The 16,255-nt window shown below is 74.7% G+C and carries 13 protein-coding genes and 1 pseudogene; 3 read left to right on the top strand and 11 right to left on the bottom strand.

Annotated elements, in window-relative coordinates:
- Nucleotides 1–11: 11 nt before the first annotated feature.
- The gene (locus ACIQVZ_RS21155) at nt 12–644 is read left to right on the top strand and encodes a DUF5753 domain-containing protein (protein WP_402451969.1); all 633 of its coding nucleotides are present in this window, start codon (nt 12–14) and stop codon (nt 642–644) included.
- Between the two features lie 16 nt (nt 645–660).
- Here the strand turns inward: ACIQVZ_RS21155 and ACIQVZ_RS21150 are convergent.
- Nucleotides 661–807: pseudogene (locus ACIQVZ_RS21150) on the bottom strand (family 1 glycosylhydrolase); the annotation flags it as partial.
- 251 nt (nt 808–1,058) lie between these two features.
- Between ACIQVZ_RS21150 and ACIQVZ_RS21145 the strand changes: the two are divergent.
- Nucleotides 1,059–1,283, top strand: coding sequence for a hypothetical protein (locus ACIQVZ_RS21145; RefSeq protein ID WP_350884012.1), 225 nt, complete (start codon nt 1,059–1,061; stop codon nt 1,281–1,283).
- Between the two features lie 150 nt (nt 1,284–1,433).
- Here ACIQVZ_RS21145 and ACIQVZ_RS21140 read toward each other — a convergent pair whose 3' ends face one another.
- Genes ACIQVZ_RS21140 through ACIQVZ_RS21130 form a run of 3 tightly spaced genes read right to left on the bottom strand, consistent with a single transcriptional unit; the run spans nt 1,434 to nt 5,412 of the window.
- Nucleotides 1,434–2,831 carry an FAD-binding protein gene (locus ACIQVZ_RS21140; protein WP_350884010.1) on the bottom strand — a complete coding sequence of 466 codons (1,398 nt, stop codon included), beginning with the start codon at nt 2,829–2,831 and terminating at the stop codon, nt 1,434–1,436.
- Nucleotides 2,828–4,273, bottom strand: coding sequence for a cytochrome P450 (locus ACIQVZ_RS21135; protein WP_402451967.1), 1,446 nt, complete (start codon nt 4,271–4,273; stop codon nt 2,828–2,830). Before ACIQVZ_RS21135 ends, ACIQVZ_RS21140 begins: the two co-directional genes overlap by 4 nt.
- On the bottom strand, nt 4,270–5,412 hold the full coding sequence (locus tag ACIQVZ_RS21130) for a terpene synthase family protein (RefSeq protein WP_402451965.1): 1,143 nt from the start codon (nt 5,410–5,412) through the stop codon (nt 4,270–4,272). Before ACIQVZ_RS21130 ends, ACIQVZ_RS21135 begins: the two co-directional genes overlap by 4 nt.
- Before the next feature lie 249 nt (nt 5,413–5,661).
- On the opposite strand from ACIQVZ_RS21130, the gene cpt reads away from it, so the two are divergent.
- Nucleotides 5,662–6,213: a chloramphenicol phosphotransferase CPT gene (gene cpt, locus ACIQVZ_RS21125; RefSeq protein ID WP_350884004.1), complete on the top strand. Its 552-nt coding sequence runs from the start codon at nt 5,662–5,664 to the stop codon at nt 6,211–6,213.
- A 118-nt stretch (nt 6,214–6,331) separates the two neighbouring features.
- Here cpt and ACIQVZ_RS21120 read toward each other — a convergent pair whose 3' ends face one another.
- The 7 genes from ACIQVZ_RS21120 to ACIQVZ_RS21090 form a co-directional block, all read right to left on the bottom strand.
- On the bottom strand, nt 6,332–7,102 hold the full coding sequence (locus ACIQVZ_RS21120) for a class I SAM-dependent methyltransferase (RefSeq protein ID WP_402451963.1): 771 nt from the start codon (nt 7,100–7,102) through the stop codon (nt 6,332–6,334).
- 3 nt (nt 7,103–7,105) lie between these two features.
- On the bottom strand, nt 7,106–7,876 hold the full coding sequence (locus ACIQVZ_RS21115; RefSeq protein ID WP_402451960.1) for an SDR family oxidoreductase: 771 nt from the start codon (nt 7,874–7,876) through the stop codon (nt 7,106–7,108).
- Complete coding sequence (locus tag ACIQVZ_RS21110) at nt 7,873–8,733, bottom strand: TauD/TfdA family dioxygenase (RefSeq protein WP_350883998.1); 861 nt, start codon at nt 8,731–8,733, stop codon at nt 7,873–7,875. The genes ACIQVZ_RS21115 and ACIQVZ_RS21110 overlap by 4 nt, the downstream gene beginning before the upstream one ends.
- Before the next feature lie 18 nt (nt 8,734–8,751).
- The gene (locus tag ACIQVZ_RS21105) at nt 8,752–10,026 is read right to left on the bottom strand and encodes an aminotransferase class III-fold pyridoxal phosphate-dependent enzyme (protein WP_350883996.1); all 1,275 of its coding nucleotides are present in this window, start codon (nt 10,024–10,026) and stop codon (nt 8,752–8,754) included.
- A gap of 151 nt (nt 10,027–10,177) precedes the next feature.
- Nucleotides 10,178–14,560 carry an amino acid adenylation domain-containing protein gene (locus tag ACIQVZ_RS21100; RefSeq protein ID WP_402451958.1) on the bottom strand — a complete coding sequence of 1,461 codons (4,383 nt, stop codon included), beginning with the start codon at nt 14,558–14,560 and terminating at the stop codon, nt 10,178–10,180.
- Entirely contained in the window at nt 14,557–15,147 is a 591-nt protein-coding gene (locus ACIQVZ_RS21095; RefSeq protein ID WP_402451956.1) for a DUF6309 family protein, read from the bottom strand. Before ACIQVZ_RS21095 ends, ACIQVZ_RS21100 begins: the two co-directional genes overlap by 4 nt.
- Before the next feature lie 66 nt (nt 15,148–15,213).
- Entirely contained in the window at nt 15,214–16,011 is a 798-nt protein-coding gene (locus tag ACIQVZ_RS21090; protein WP_402451953.1) for a phytanoyl-CoA dioxygenase family protein, read from the bottom strand.
- Between the last annotated feature and the right edge of the window lie 244 nt (nt 16,012–16,255).

Here is a 16,255-nt window from a genome sequence, read left to right as displayed (position 1 = left end):
GGGAGAAGCCAGTGAGTGCACCGACCCCGCCCGAGATGCCGCAGCCATCAGCCCCGACCCCGTCGTGGGACGACCTGCTGAACCGCGGTACCGAGCACATCCAGCGCGCCTTCCACGAACTCGTCGCGGCCACCAGCGACTACGCCGGGCACAGCCCCGACCTGATCTGGGGCAACCTGCAGACCCCCGAGTACGCACGGGAGGTCCTGCGCATGGTCGCCAACCTGCACCAGCTGCCCGACGACTCGCGCGCCGGTGCGGCCGAACGCACCGCCCGCGCCCGCTACCTCGGACAGGGCGGCCGCACCTACCACGTCCTGCTCGGCGAACAGGCCCTGCTGACCGGCATCGGCGGCCCCGAGGTGATGCGTGCCCAGCTGGAACACCTGCTGGCCACCCTCGACACACCCGGTCTGCGACTCGGAATCATCCCCGCCCGAGCCCGCCTGAACATCTACCCCGGCGACGGCTTCGGCATCCACGACGGCACCCGAGTGGAAGTGGAGGGCTACCGCGGGTGCGAGACCATCACCGACCCCAAGCGCGTCGGCCTCTTCCACCGGGCGTTCCGGCTGCTCCAGGAGTCCGCCGTCTACGGGCCAGGCGCCCGCGCCCTGATCACCGAGGCTCTGCACGGCTGGTGAGCCCCACCTCGTCCCGCCCGTCGAGGGCGGCGCCGGGGCGGGCGGCGAAGACATCCCAGACGGACGGCCCGCGACCGTCCTCGGTCACGGCCCCCTCGATCTGGTAGGCGGCGGTGGCGGCGCCCCGGCGGAACCCCGTCGGCAGGTCGTAGCGATCCGGCATGACTGCCTCCTGACGAGAACATGAGGGGAACTCATGTTGGTGGCGCGGCACCGAAACGCCAGGGGCAACCGGCCACCACCACAAGGGAACAGCCGCCACCCGGCCGGAGGAACGCGGCGCGGCCCCGACGGGCGTGGCCGGACATGCCCCGACCCGCCCGCGCGCCATCCCACCGGGCCCCGTCCGGTGGCCGACCGCCGGGGAGGGGGGTTGCATGGGGTGACCGGGCCCCAGCGATTCGGGAGGCTACCGTGTACGAGATGTGGGCCGAGCACGACCCGGCGGTGTCACCGCCGGCCGTGGTGTGGCACGTGGTGACGAAGAACGACTCGTCGACGTCCCTGTGCGGACGCTTCCTCGAACCCGCCCAGCGCGTCGCGCCGGCTGCGGGTGTCGAGGAGTCGGCGGGCCCGGACCGCTACTGCGATCCATGCCTGATCACCGTTCGCGAGGCCATGGCCGCGGCGACTCGGTGAGCGGAGCCGCTTGGCCGCCCCAGGCCTGTCCGACCGATCCGGGCGGGACAGGGCCTGGGCGTTCGACGGCGGCGACGGCGGCGACGGCGTGAACTGGAGTGCCGGAGCGGGAGGTTGGGCGGTTCCGACCGGCCGGGCCGGCCGGGCCCGTCAGTACGGCCCGGCCAGTGCGGCCACCCCCGGGAAGCGGGCGATCGCCTGGCCGGCGGTCGGCGGGTGGGCGCGCCGGGGTCGTAGTGCGCCGAGGGCCACCGCGGGTCTGGCCAGCCGGGCGGGTCTGGCGGCGAGGGAGAACACCTCGAAGTAGGCGGCCGAGACGGCGGGGTCGGTGAGGGCCGCGCCCAGCACCCGGCGGGTGTACCAGCGGGTGAACACGGCGGCGGGCCCGGCGGCGGTGGCGGGGTGGCTCGACAGCGCGTCCGGGAAGCCCTCGTCCTGGTCCTTGGCCATGTCCCAGGGCGTGTCGACGATCCTGGCGATCCGCCGCTGGATCAGTGCGCTCACCCCCGGGTGCAGGCCTTCGCTGTCGACGGCGGCGCGGATGGCGGCGGCGCACTGGGCTGCGACCGTCATGCCGTGCCCGTACACCGGGTTCAGCGCCGCCACCGCGTCGCCGGTGGCCGCGAACCCGGCCAGCGGGCCGCCCTCGTAGCACTCGTAGCGGCGTCGGCGGTTCAGCGTCCCGTGGCAGGTTCGGATCGGGCCGAGCGGGCGGGCGGCGCGGGCGAGGTCGTGGACGACCGGGTGGTCCAGCGCCTTCAGGAAGTCGTGGAACTCGCGCTCGCCCCGGGCGGGTTCGCCGCCCCGGGTGCCGGAGAGCGTGACGATCCAGCGCCCGTCCTCGATCGGGATGATGGTGGCGCCCCGACCGGGCCGGCCACGCCCCGGGACAGGCACGATGCTCACCACCGGGAAGCCCTCGTTCCCGCCCGGTGTCTCGAACACCCGGGCGGCGTAGGCGAGTCCGGCGTCCACCGTCTCCTCGCACAGGCCCTTGACGCCCAGCGCGCGCAGCCATTCCGGGGCACGGGAGCGGCGGCCGGTCGCGTCCACGACCAGGTCGGCCCGCAGGGTCTCCCGCGAGCCGTCCGGGTTCTCGATGTGGACCCCGACGATCCGGCCCGGGCCGCCCACCAGGCCGAGGACGGAGGTGCGTTCGCGGACCGTCACGTTCGCCTGCTCGCGCAGCCGCCGCCGCACGACGTGGTCGAGCAAGTGGCGACTGCACGCGATCAGGTAGGCCGGCGAGTCGAAGCCCTGGAGCCAGCCCGGCCCGAGGCGCATCAGCAGGCCGGCGGGGATCGAGCGGTAGTGGGCGCCGGCGGCGAGCAGGGCGTCGAGCGTCCCGGGCAGGACCTCCTCGACGGCGTCCGCGCCGCCGCCGAGCAGGATGTGGCTGAACTCGCCCTGCGGCAGGCCCCGGCGCGGGCCGGGCAGGACGGGCAGGACGTCCTGTTCGAGAACGGTGACGCTCCGGGCGTGCGGCGCCAGGGCGGCGGCCGCCAGCGTGCCGGCCAGGCCGCCGCCGAGGACGAGGGCCGTGCTCACCCGGCGGCCCCGGTGCGGACGAGGCCGTCCCGGCGGGTCGCGCGCATCCACACCGGGCCGGGGCGCAGCGTGGCGAGCGGCACCTCGCGGACGGTCCGGCCGGGGACGGGCTCCAGCCGCCAGGCCCGCATGATCGTGGCGAGCAGCAGGACGGACTCGGTCATGCCGAACTGCTCGCCGACGCAGCGGCGCGGTCCCGCGCCGAAGCCGATGAACGGGCCGCGCTGCGGGTGGACGCCCACCCACCGCTCGGGGTCGAAGCGGTCGGGGTCGGGGAACAGGGCGGGCTGGCGGTGGAGCAGGTAGGGGCTGTAGATGACCGAGGTGCCCTCGGGCAGGCGGTGCGCGCCGAGTTCGGTCTCGGTGGTGGTGACGCGGGTGAGCAGCCAGCCCGGGGAGTACAGCCGGACGGCCTCGCGGACGACCCTGGTGGTGAGCTCCAACCCGGCCACGCTCGCTGACGTGCCGGCCGGCGCGGTGGCGTCGGCCTCGGCCAGGTCCGCCTCGGCCGCGTTCACCCCGAGCACGTTCACCCCGAGCACGTTCACCCCGAGCACGTTCGCCCCGAGCGCGTTCGCCCCGGCCGCGTCCACGTGGGCCGCGTCCACCTCGGCCCGGACCCGGTCGGCGATGTCCGGGTGCTGGGCGAGCAGGTGCAGGGCCCACACGGTGGAGTTGGCGATGGTGTCGAAGCCGGCGGCGAAGATCGTCATCACCTGGTCGGTGACCTCCGCGTTGGAGAGCGCCTGCCCGCCCGCGTCGGCGGCCACCAGCGTCGACACCAGGTCGCCCCGGTCCTCCGGATCCGCGCGGTAGGCGGTGACGACCTCGTCGACCAGGTGCACCAGCCGGGTGCGGGCGGCGTCGTAGCGGCGGTTGGCCGGCAGCGGGATCCGGTTGAGCCGGTGGGGCAGCAGCATGCGCCGGTAGGAGCCGCCGATGAGCAGCACGAAGTCGTCGACGGTCTCCTGGAGGCCGGTGAACGGCAGCCGGGTGAACAGGGTCGAGACCAGGCTGCGCCCGGCGGCCAGGCTCAACTCGGCGGTGATGTCGACCTCCTGCCCGTCGCTCCAGGACCCGGCCAGCCGTCGGGCCTCCCGGGCCATCACCTCCGTGTACCGCGCGATCCGGTCGGCCCGGAAGGCGGGCTGGACGTAGCGGCGCTGGCGGCGGTGGTCGGCGTGGGGGCAGGTCACCAGGCCGTTGCCGGCGAAGTCGCGGACCCGTTCGAACAGGAACCCGCCCTTGTCGAAGACCCGGTCCTCGCGCAGGACGTGCCGGGTCAGTTCCAGGTCGCAGACCACCACGGCCGAGACCGGCCCCAGCCTGATCTGGACGAGGCCGCCGTACGGGGGGAGGGAACGCAGGAACGCCAGCGGGTCGCGCAGGAACGGCACCAGGTGCCCGAGCAGCGGCAGGCCGCCGGGCGGACGGGGGATCATCGCGGTGACTCCGTACGGTAGCGGGCGGCCGTCGCCGTCCAGTGGATGAGCGCGCGGGTGAAGCGGACCAGTCCGAGGGCGAAGGCCCGCACCTCGCCGGGCGACGACGGGTCGCGGGCGATGCCGTCCGCCAGGAACTCCAGCGTCGTCGACTCGGCCTCGCACAGGGCCCCGAGCCGGGCCGACGCCTCCTCGGGGGCCAGGCCCTCGTGGACGGTGAACGAGCGCAGCAGGTTCTTGCCGTTCCCGGCGGCGGACTCCCCCTCGGCTGAGTAGAGGTCGTTGACCCAGCAGACGACGTGGTTGAAGCGCATCAGCAGGTCCGTCACCCTCGGGTGCCGGAACACCTCGTCGGCGATGTCCAGGCCGTGAGCCAGCTCGATCCAGCCCGCCGCGCACGACACGGCGCCGTCCTGGTCCCGGCGGCGCAGGTACTCGGGGACGGTCTGCACGGCGCCGGCCGGGGCGGCGGCCCCGGGGGCGCGGAAGCCAGGAGTGTGGAGGCCGGGAGTGTGGAAGCCGGGAGTGTGGAGGCCGGGAGTGTGGAACGGGGCATCGCGGAAGGGGGTGCCGTGGAGCGCGGCCTCGTCGAGGTAGCCGAGCGAGGTGTCCAGGTACGCGCGGAAGTACGCCGCGTAGCGCGCTCTCCACTGCGGTGGCGTCAGCTCGACCGTCTCTCGCCACAGCACCGCGAACGCCTCGACGAGTGCGTCACCGGGCGGCTCGACGCCGTCCGAACCGCCCTCCGAACCGCCGTCCGAACCGCCCTCCAGGACGTCCGTGAGTGCCCGGACGGTCCGCCGGGCCGCCGTGACGGGCCCGCCGATCCACTGGTCGTCGAAGCGGTCGTCGAGGATCCAGGTGAGCACCAGCCACTTCGCCGCCGCGACCAGCCTCGGACCCCGGGGGACGTCGCCCCACGCCTCCGCCACCAGGTCCAGGTGGCCCTGTGCCAGGAACCCTTGGACGTCACCGCCGAGCACGTCGCTCGCCACCAGCCACGCCCCGACGTCCCGGCGGAGGGCGTCGGCCTCGCCGTGCGGCGCCGGTCTGGCGACTCCCGCGAGGAGGTCCGGGCCTCCGGGGTGCTCGGCGGCGAGGCCACACATGCCGCGGTACGGCGAAATGCCCATGCCCATGCCCGTGCTCCCCCTCGCTCACCACTTCCGACCCGGCCGGTCGGAGAAGGACCAGTCTGGCCAGCCACCGCGACTGTTCAAAGCGCAACCATCGCTTTTCCCCCGCACGAGTGACCGCGCCGTCACCACGTCGACACGGACCGTGACCAATGCCACTCCCTCGACGTGCCCCAGCCGTCGGCGGCCGGGCTCCCGCCGGGCGTCCGATATCCGGTTGGGACGTGGCGCCGGAGTGGCTACGGTGTCGGGATGGCGACTCAGGTGATTGTGCTGAACGGTGGTTCCAGCTCGGGCAAGTCCGGGATCGCCCGGTGTCTGCAGGCGGTGCTGCCGGAGCCCTGGCTGACGGTCGGGGTCGACACCCTGATCGAGGCGATGCCCGCGTCCCTGCACGATACGGACGGGGGCATCGGCTTCGCAGCCGATGGCGGGGTGAGCGTCGGGGCGGCGTTCCGGGCCTTGGAGGCGGCATGGATCACGGGGGTCGCGGCCATGGCGGGGGCGGGCGCGCGGGTGATCGTCGACGAGGTCTTCCTCGGCCGGACGGAGTCCCAACTCCGCTGGGAGAAGGCGCTCGTGGGCCTGGACGTGCTGTGGGTCGCGGTCCGCTGCGAGGCGGCGGTGGCCACCGGCCGGGAGCTCGCCCGGGGGAACCGGATCCTGGGGATGGCCGCCTCGCAGGCGGAGCTGGTCCACCAGGGCGTGCGCTACGACCTGGAGGTGGACACCTCGCGCACCGAGTCGCTGGAGTGCGCGCGGAGGATTGCCGCCCACCTTGGCGGCGACGGCGCCGGCGGGTGACCTGGGCCCGGACCCAGCCGGTCCCGGCCCTGACCGACGCGGAGTCGGTGTCGGTCAGGGCCGGGACCGGGACCGGGACCAGGCCTCAGGCGTCAGGCCTCAGGCGTCAGGCCTCAGGTCAGGGCTTCTCCCGGTGCCGCCACCGCACCGGGTCGGCGGCGCTCGGCACCGACGCGCCGGCTCCCGGCGCCCCGGCCCCGGTCCGCGCCAGCGGCCGGTAGTCGGCGCACGACAGCACGAGCAACTCGTTGTCCCCGGGCTGGAATTCGTAGTCCACCCGCTCCACCCGGCTCGGGATCCCGAGGGCGTCCAGGTGGTGGCGCAGCCCGTCCAGCTCCCCGTAGCGGACGCCGGTGTCGTACACCATGACGGGGAAGAGCCGGACTTCGCGGCGGGCGATCCGGGCGAGTTCCAGGAGGGCCGCCAGGTGGAAGTCCCCGTCCAGCCGGTTGCCGTACGAGAAGAGCAGGTGCGAGCTGAGCACCAGGTCGAAGGAGTCGTCGGCGAACGGGAGTTCGGGCAGTGAGCCGGCGACGTAGCGGTCCGGGCGGGCGGCGATGTCGGCCTGGAAGTCGCGGGCGTTGGCGATCCACTGCCGGGTGAGGCGGTCGGGGTCGCCGTACCACGTCCAGACGAAGTCCGATGCGTCCCGGACCAGCTGGTCGCGCTTGTGCCGGGTCTCCCGTTCGACGAGGACGCCGAGGTCCTCCCGGTGGTGGGCGTACTCGCGGTCGACGGCCACCGCGTCGATGCCGCGCCGGCCGGCCTCGGCCGTGAAGGCGGCCGCGCCGCCCGGGCAGTCCAGGATGCGCCGGCCGGGGGCGAGGTCGCCGTCGGTGAGCGCGAACATCGCCCGGTACTCGTCGAAGGAACGTGCGCTGACCAGCACGGTTCAGCCCCTCCCGACGTACGGCATGGTGGTGGGCAGGACGGTCAGGGACTGGACGTTGGTGTCCGGCGGCATCGAGGCCATCAGCAGGACGGCCTCGGTGAAGCGTTCCACCGGGATGGTCGCCTCGACCGCCATCGTGCCGTCCGCCTGCATGGCGGCGGGCTGCGGGCCGCCGTCGACCGGGGTGACGTTGCCGACGTCGATCTGGCCGACCGCGATGCCGTGCGCGCGGCCGTCCAGGGAGAGCACCTTGGTGAGGCCGAGGACGGCGTGCTTGGCGGCCGTGTAGGCGATGGAGTTGGGGCGCGGGACGTGGGCGGACGGCGCGCCGTTGTTGATGATGCGCCCGCCCTGCGGGGACTGGGTGCTCATCACCCGGAAGGCCTCGCGGGCGCAGAGGAAGCCTCCCGTGACGATGGTGTCCAGGACGCGGTTCCAGTCCTCGAACGGGGTCTCGGTGATGGGCCGGCGCGGGGCGGCGGCGCCGGCGTTGTTGAACAGCAGGTCGACCCGGCCGAAGCGGTCGCGGACGGCGTCGAACAGGGCGGCGACCTCGTCCGGTTGGCGGATGTCGGTCGGGACGGCCAGCACCCGGGCGGGGTCGACGTCCGCGAGGGCGATGGTCTCCTGGAGGGCGTCCTTGCGCCGCCCGGCCATTGCGACGGACCAGCCGGCGCCCAGCAGCGCCAGGGACACGGCCCGGCCGAGCCCGCTGCCGCCGCCCGTGACGACGGCCGTCCGCCCGTGCGGCGCCTGTACGCTCCCGGTCACATGTCCTCCGTGTTCATCCAGATCCGCAGCATCCGCCGGGAGTTCGGGGCCGGCTCGTCCACGTAGGGCGAACGCCCGTGCAGGACCCGGCTGTTGCGGATGATCAACAGGTCCCCGGCGGCCATCGAGAGGCCGAAGGCGATCTCGGGCCGGTAGAGCACCTCGTCGAGCACGCCGAGCGCGTCCCACTGGCGGTCCGTCAGCGGCGGGCCTCCACGGTCGGGGGACGAGCGGACGGTGCGGGTCTGGTAGTAGCAGGCGATGGTCCCGTCCTTCTGGGTGTAGAGGATCGGGGAGACCACGACCTGGGGCCCGGCCCGACCGGTCCGGTCGAAGGTCCAGTCCTCGGTGAGGGTGGCCAGGGCGTCCGGCCGCTCCCGCCTGATCAGGTCGTAGACGTGCCGTGCGCTCGCCAGCTTGGTCAACCCTCCACCGTTGTAGGCGGGTTGGATGCAGAGCAGGACGAGCAGGTCGCAGGTGTCGCAGTGGAAGCCGAGCTCGGTGTTGCCGTCGCCGTCCTGGTCGCGCAGCACCTGGGTGAAGTCGCCGCGCCCGTTCTGCGGGACGATCTCGCCGAAGTCCCGCAGCAGGAAGGACAGGGCGGCCGCGACCTCCTCCTCCGGGGCGGTCGGATCCATCAGTCCGGTGACGTGGGCGACGCCGACGGAGCGGGCGCCGCCCTGGACGAGCGCGCGCAGCTTCGCCCGGACCGGCTCGGCCGCGCCCCACCGCTCGGCCCGCGCGTCCGCCCAGAGCAGTTGTCGCTCACCCTCGTCGAGCGGGAGCGACCACTGCTCCCGCCGTGCCTCCAACTCCTCGCTGCTCCAGCCGATTTCGGACACCGTGTCGTCGTACATGTGCGGAACCACTCCTCTCTACCGCTGGGCGGCGGCCGCCGCCACCGCCTTGGACCAGAGCGCCAGCGCCTCGTCGACCTGCCCGGCCGTGACGGTCAGCGCCGGAATCATCCTCACCACGTTCAGGTGGACGCCGCAGATCAGCAGCAGCAGGCCGAGGTCGGCCGCCGCCTGCTGGGCACGCTTGGCGGTGTCCGGATCCGGGGAGCCGTCCGGGTGGCAGAACTCGTTGCCGATCATCAGCCCGAGGCCCCGGACGTCGGCGACGCCCGGCGCTCCGGCGGCGACCGCCCGCAGGCCGTCCAGCAGCCGCGCCCCCTGTTCGGCGGCGTTGTCGACCAGCTGCTCGTCCCGGATGACGTCCAGCGTGGCCAGCGCGGCGGCGCAGGCCACCGGGTTGCCGCCGTAGGTGCCGCCCTGCGAGCCGGGCCAGGCCCGCCGCATCAGGTCGGTCGGCGCGGCGATCGCGGACAGCGGGAAGCCGCTGGCCAGGCCCTTGGCGGTGATCAGGACGTCGGGCACCACGCCGTCGTGGTGCAGGTGGGCCCAGAACCGGCCGGTGCGGCCGAAGCCGGTCTGGATCTCGTCGACGACCAGCAGGATGCCGTGCCGGTCCGCACGCTCGCGCAGCCCGGCGAGGAACCCGGCGGGCGCGGGCACGTAGCCGCCCTCGCCGAGCACCGGCTCGATGAACATGGCGGCGGTCTCGGAGGGGGCGCTGACGGTCGCGAGCACCTGGTCGAGTCCGCGCAGGGCGTGCTCCACGGCCTGCGCCTCGCTCAGCCCCAGGCTCAGGCCGAGCCGGAAGGCGTCGGGGAACGGCGCCACCGCGACACCGGGCATCACCGGGCCGATGCCCGCGCGGAAGCGGCTGCCGGCCGTGGTGAGCGCGGCCGCGCCCATGGTGCGGCCGTGGAAGGAGCCCTCGAAGACGATCACGTTCTGCCGGCCGGTGGCGTGCCGGGCGAGCCGCAGCGCCGCCTCCACCGCCTCGCTGCCGGCGGTGGCGTAGAACAGCGAGTCCAGGCCGGACGGCAGCACCTCGCCGAGCCGCTCGGTGAGGGTGAGCAGGGGGTCGTGCAGCACGGTGGTGTACTGGCCGTGGATCAGCCGGCCGGCCTGCTCGCGCACCGCCTCCACCACGCGCGGGTGGCAGTGGCCGGTGCTGGTCACCCCCACGCCGGAGGTGAAGTCGAGGTAGCGGCGGCCGTCGGCGTCAAAGAGGTGGAGCCCTTCGCCGCGGGTGGCGACGACGGGGGTGGCCTGCTTGAGCACCGGGGAGAGCTGGGACACGAGGTCCGCCTTCCATGGGTCTGGGGGTACGGGTCGGTGGGGGCGCGGCTCACGGGGCGGCGGCGCGCCGGGCGGGTCGGTACGGCGGACGGGGGTCGGTACGGCGGACGGGGGTCGGTCCTGCGGACGGGAGTCGGTGCGGCGGACGGGGTCAGTGCGGCGGTGCGACGGGCGGCAGGTAGCCGGCCTCGGCGGCCCGGGTGAGCGCGGCCGACCACCACTGCGGGGTGGGCTCGGCGAACCGGACGCCCAGCCGGTCCAGCACGGAGGTGGTGTACGCGCGGTCCACGAGGACGTTGCGCTCCTCCTGGAGGGACCACGCGGCGGCCAGCCCCGCCGCCGTCGGGTGGTCGCGTTCGGCCCGGGCGATCGCCGCCGCGAAGGCCTCGTCGTCGGTGAGCCGGACGGGGTGGCCGTGGCCGGCGAGCCAGCGGACGAGCTCGTCGTGCGGCGTCTCGTGCGGGCTTTCGACGTGGTAGGCGCCGGGCGCGGCGTGCGGGTCCAGCGCGATCGCGGCGATCCCGGCGGCCACGGTGTCGACGTAGGAGAACGCGTAGGTGGTGCGCGGCCGGCGCGGGGCGGCGCCGGCCAGCAGGTAGCCGCGGATCAGCTGGTAGATCCGGTTGTCGCCGATGTTGGCCTGGAAGGCGCCGGTCCGGCTGTGCGCCGCGATGTGGCCGCTGCGGTACAGGTAGGCGGCCCGCCCGGTGGCCGCCCAGGCGCGGACGGTCTGCTCGGCGGCGAACTTGGTCCGCTCGTACGGGGTGCGGAAGTGCTGGCCGATCCGCAGGTCGGCCTCGCTGAAGCGGCGGGGCGGGCCGTCCACGCCGCCCGCGACGGCGAGCGTGGAGACGTGGTGGACGCGGGCCGCCGGGGCGTGCTCGTCGATCCAGCCGAGCAGCCGCCGTACCGCGGTGTGGTTGGTCCGCTCCAGGTCGTCGGGCGAGGCCACCAGCCGGACGTCCGCGGCGGCGTGCACGACGAGCTGCGCGCCCCGGGCCCGCTCCAGTCCGGCCGGGGACAGGCCCAGCCCCTCCCGGTCGATGTCCCCGGCGACGACCCGGATCCGGCCGTCGTCGGCGCCCGCGCCCAACCGCCGGACGGCGCCGGCGTCGTGCTCGGCCCGGACCAGACAGGTGACGTGGGCGCCCCGCTGGACGAAGGCGTCGAGCAGGTGCCGCCCCAGGTAGCCGGTGGCACCGGTGAGCAGCACCCGGGCGGGTTCGCGCACCGTGGTGCGGGCCGCCGGTACGGCGGGTGCCCGGGTGCCGGGGTGGAGCAGCTGGCCGGAGGTCGACAGCGGCTCCCGGACGGGACGGGTGGCGATCCCGGCACCGACACCGGCCTCGGTGGCCACCGCCTCGGCGAACGCGGCGACGATCCGCTCGGCGGCGGGGTGCGGCAGACCGGGCCACCCGTACACCAGGTCGGCGACCAGCCGGTTCTCCACGATGCGGGCGGTGAGCCGCAGGTCGTACAGCGGGTCTCCGCCGGTACAGCGGGCCACTCCGGCCTGCTCGTCCGCGACGGTCCAGTCCAGTGCGGGCTCGTCGGGCAGCCGGAAGGTGCCGAGGAAGTTGAACCCGGCGGCGGGGCGGGTGCCGGGTGCGTCCATCGCCTGGACGGGGGCCTCGCGCAGGCGCCGCGCGGCCCCCTCGGGGCCGGCCGACGCCTCGACCACCAGCCACTTGACGGCGGTGAACCAACCGACGGTGTCCAGGAATTCACCCGGATCGCCGACGGTGTCCCGGCCGTGGGTCTCCACCTCGACGGGCAGCCGCGGGTGGCCGCTCCAGCCGGTCACGGCGTCGGCGAAGGCGGCCAGCAGGAAGGCCTCCAGGCCGGTCCCGCCGCCGTGGCGGCCGACCAGCCGGGCGGTGCCGTCCTCGTCGAGCGTCCAGCCGACGGCCGCCGGCTGCGCGCGGACCACGGGTTCCGGCAAGAACTCCGGCGCGAATTCCGGCGCGGACTCCGCAGAAGCGGACTCCGGAGAAACGGACTCCGCAGAAGGCGACACCGGCGCCGGGGGCGGCGGCGCGGCAGCGGCCCACTGGTAGAAGTCCGGGGTCGGCGGCAGGTCGGCCGGCTTCTGGTCGAGCACCGCCCGGTAGGCGTGGGCGAGGTCGTCCAGCAGGATGCGCCAGGACAGCCCGTCGACCACCAGGTGGTGCGCGATCAGGGCGAGCCGGTCGTCGGTGCCGGGCGGGCCGGTGAACAGGTGGGCGCGCAGCAGCCGGCCGGCCAACGGGTCCAGACTGCGCTGGAGTTCGGTGCAGACCCCGGCGACGGTCTCCGCGATCGGGGCCGCCCCGCGCGGGATCCGGGAGAAGGACAGCGGGTCGAGGTCGGCCACCGGCCGGGGTGCGTCGTAGCCCTCCGGCGAGACGGGCCGCCGCAGTGCCGGGTGGCGTTCCAGGACGGCCGCGAGGGCGGCCGAGAGCGCGGCCGGGTCGACGGCCGTCCGGCAGCGCAGCAGGACGGACTGGTTCCAGTGCCGCAGGTCGTCGACGGACCGCTGGCGGTACAACCACCGCTGGGCAGGGGCGAGTTGACTCCCCCGGCCGCCGCTTCCGGTCCGCCCGGCCGGAGCGGCGGCCGGAACCGGAACGGCTGCGGCGGCTGCGGCCAGGCCGTGCGCGGTCGGGTGCCGGTAGAAGTCGTCGTAGTGGACGCGCAGGCCCGACCGGCGCAGGAAGGCGACGGTGCGCATGGCGAGGATGGAGTCCCCGCCGAGGTCCAGCACGTCGGTGTGCGGCCCGACCCCGGGCAGGCCCAGTGCGGCCGCCCAGAACCCGGCGATCGACCGGGCCAGCGCGTCCCCGCCCGAGGACGGCCCCGACTCCGCCCGGGCCTCGACCAGTTCGGCGACCAGCTCGGCCAGCCGCTCCCGGTCGAGCTTGCCGTTCGGCCCGACCGGGAACTCCGGCAGGGTCAGGATCGGCTGCGGCACCGAGTAGCCGGGCAGCCGGTCGCGCAGGTAGGAGCCGATCCCGGCCAGCCCGGCGCCGTCGGCCGACAGCCTTACGGCGGCCAGGAGTTGGTTCCCCACGGCGGTCTCCCGGACCAGCACCGCGGACCGGACGACGCCCGGGAAGCCGTCCATCGCCCGCTCGATCTCGGCGAGGTCGACCCGGTAGCCCCGGATCTTGACCTGGCGGTCCACCCGGCCGAGGAAGACCAGGCTCCCGTCCGCCCGGCGGCGGCACAAGTCGCCGGTGCGGTACATGCGTTCACCGTCGTGGCGGACGAAGGCGCGCGCCGTCTCGGCGGGCCGGCCGAAGTAGCCGGCGCTGACGCCCCGGCCGCCGATCAGCAGCTCCCCCACCGCGCCGTCGGGCACCGGCCGCCCGTCGCCGTCCAGCAGGGCGAGCCGCACCTCGCCGATCCCGGTGCCGATCGGGACGGTCGGCTCCTCGGCCGGCAGCTGGCGGGAGGTGGCGGCCAGGAAGCAGGTGGCGCCGACGGTCGTCTCGGTCGGGCCGTAGTGGTTGACCAGCCGGGCGGTGACGCCGGTGTCGAGGAGGCCGGCCGCGAACGGGCGCGGCAGCGCCTCACCGCCGAGCAGCACGGTATGCAGGGGCGGGGTGTCGCCGGGCCGGCCTTCCAGCAGGACGGTCAGGTGCGAAGGGGTGGTCTTCAGCACGGACACCCCGGCGCGCCGCAGCGACGCCCAGAACGCCTCCGGGTCGCGCACCTCGCCGTCCGGCACCACGTGCACCGAACCGCCGGCCGCGAGGGCCAGCAGCCAGGCGGTGTGGCCGAGGTCGGCGGCCAGCGTGGTGACGTGCGCGACGCACGGGGCGTCGGCCTCGGTGAAGCCCAGCCGGTCGGCCAGTGCCCGCGCGTAGTGCACCGCGTTGGCGTGGGTGACGGCCACCGCCTTGGGCTCACCGCTCGACCCCGAGGTGAAGGACAGGTACGCGGGGTCCTCGGCCGCGCCGGGCATCAGCTCCTCGGCCCCGCAGAGCAGGAGGTCACCGGCCCCGCAGGGCATGAGGTCCTCGGCCGTACCGGGCGCGCCGCCCGGTGCGCCGGGCAGGCCCTCCGGCCCGGCCAGCCGGTCGACGTCCACCACCTCGGCCGGATGGCCCTCCGGCCCGGGGAAGGCCGCCTCGGTGCTGAGCACCCGGCCGATCCGGACGGCCGCCAGCCGCCGGGCGAGGTCGGCCGCCGACCAGTCCGGATCGGCCATCACGGCCGCCGCGCCCGAGCGCAGCACGCCGTGCAGCAGCACCAGCATCCGGGCGTCCCGGGGCCCGAGCAGGGCGACCCGGTCGCCCGGGCCGGTGCCGGACGCGGCCAGCCGGGCCGCGATCCGGCCCGCCGCGGCGTCGAGGGTGCGGTAGTCGAGGGTGCGGTCGCCGTCGGTCAGGGCGGTCCGGTCCGGGTGCTCCCGGGCGAGCCGTAACAGGAACCCGGACAGTGACCGGGCGGACGACGCGGCGGACGCGGCCTGGTCGGACGGCGTGCACGGTGTGGACGACGAGGACGGTGTGGACGGTGTGGACCGGACGTGCTGCGTCGCGAAGGTCACTCCGGCTCGCCTCCCGTCCGGGCCGCCCGCCCGGCGCGGACCGCCCCGGTCGCGTGCGGGTCCACGACCAGGGGGTCGCCCGCGAGGAACGCGTCCAGGCCCGGCCGGTCGGGCAGGCGTCCGGCCAGCTCCCAGGCCAGCATGCGGTGCAGGCCGTCGATGTGGATCAGTCCCTCCCGGACCAGCAGGTCCGTGTAGTCGGAGTGGTCGACCGCGCCGGTGCTCAGGTAGACCGGGGTGAACGGGGCCCACCGCAGCAGCCGGAGCTTGGCGGCGCAGACCGGGTTCGCGGCCGACCAGGCGGCCTCGTCGGAGCGGATGCGCTCGGCCGCCTCGGCCACCGTCAGGCCGGAGCGGGGCACGAGTTCGCGCGCACCGCCCTCGCTCAGGTGCCAGGGCAGGACGACGCCGAGGACGTCCGAGCGCGAGAGCCGGACGCGCCACCAGCCGCCGGGGATCCGGCCGGCGCGTTCGACGTTCTCCTCGCCGTCCCGGTTGCTGTTCGCCTCGTGGGTGCGCTCCGCCGGGTGGTCCCGCAGGTAGGCGTGGTGGACCTCGGCGTAGGCGACGGCGGTGACGATCTCCACGCGGTGCTCCTCAGACAGTTCCGATCAGGCGGTTCCGATCAGACATTTCTCGCCGGACGGTTCCGGTCAGGCGGTTCCGACGTACTCGGTGAAGTGCCGTTCCGCGAACAGTTCCGGCCACCGGCCCTCGGCCAGGCCGAGTTCACGGGCCCGGGCGAGCATCAGCCGCCAGTGCGGCTTCACCGGGCGCCAGCGCGCCCCCACCTGGCAGTAGGAGGCGTCGATGAAGTAGCGGGGCCTGCCCGGGCCGTCCGGCGCCGGTCTGCGGGTGTGGAACAGCGCCGAGTTGAGCAGCACCGTGGAGCCGGGCGGCAGCCGGTCGATGACCACCTCGCCGGGCAGTTCGGCGGTGCCGTGGTGGGCGTACGCCGTCTTGCCGACGGTACGCCGGTGCGAACCGGGCAGGACGGCCAGGCTGCCGACCTTCTCGTCCAGGCCGCCGAGGTAGTGCAGCGCGTGGACCATCAGCAGCGACGGGTCGGCGCGGTCGTTGGGCTCGCAGTCGTGGTGCCAGGCCTTGCCGGGGATCCCCGGGGCCTGGCGGTCGCTGTGCAGGTGGTGGAAGACGAAGGACGGCCCCATCAGACCGGCCAGCGTCCGTAACAGCGGTGGGTGGGTGAGGAGTTCGCCGTGGGCCGGCAGTTCCAGCTCCAGTACCGGGGGCGGGCCGTGCCGGGCGGGGTCGGTGCAGGCGGCTATCGAGCGGGCCCGTAGGCCCTCGTCCACCCAGCGGTCGACCTCGGGGGCGAGCCTGGCCCCGAGCGGCTCCGGCACCAGGCCGGGCAGGACCAGGTATCCGGACTCCAGGAACTGGCGGTGTTGCTCGGTGTCTAGGGCTTCACGCCCTCCGGAAGTCTGCGTCACCGAACCGGCCCCCTCCTTCCGGATGACGGGTCGCACAGTCGGGCACGGCGGATCGGACCTGAACAGGTTGTATGAAACGCACGGGATCATCCAGACCTCGGGTGGCGCCGGGTTCGTCCGTCGTCGCCACAGCTGACACACGTTCACCACGAAAGGGCACGAGTTGATCACGCAAGGTATCCGCTGAGGAGTATGAACCGTTGTTCGTGTCCACCACAAGACCATCGCCGACTCGTGGACATCT

Source organism: Kitasatospora sp. NPDC098663 (assembly GCF_044760075.1).
GTDB lineage: Bacteria > Actinomycetota > Actinomycetes > Streptomycetales > Streptomycetaceae > Kitasatospora.
This window is presented reverse-complemented; position numbering and strand designations above follow the sequence as displayed.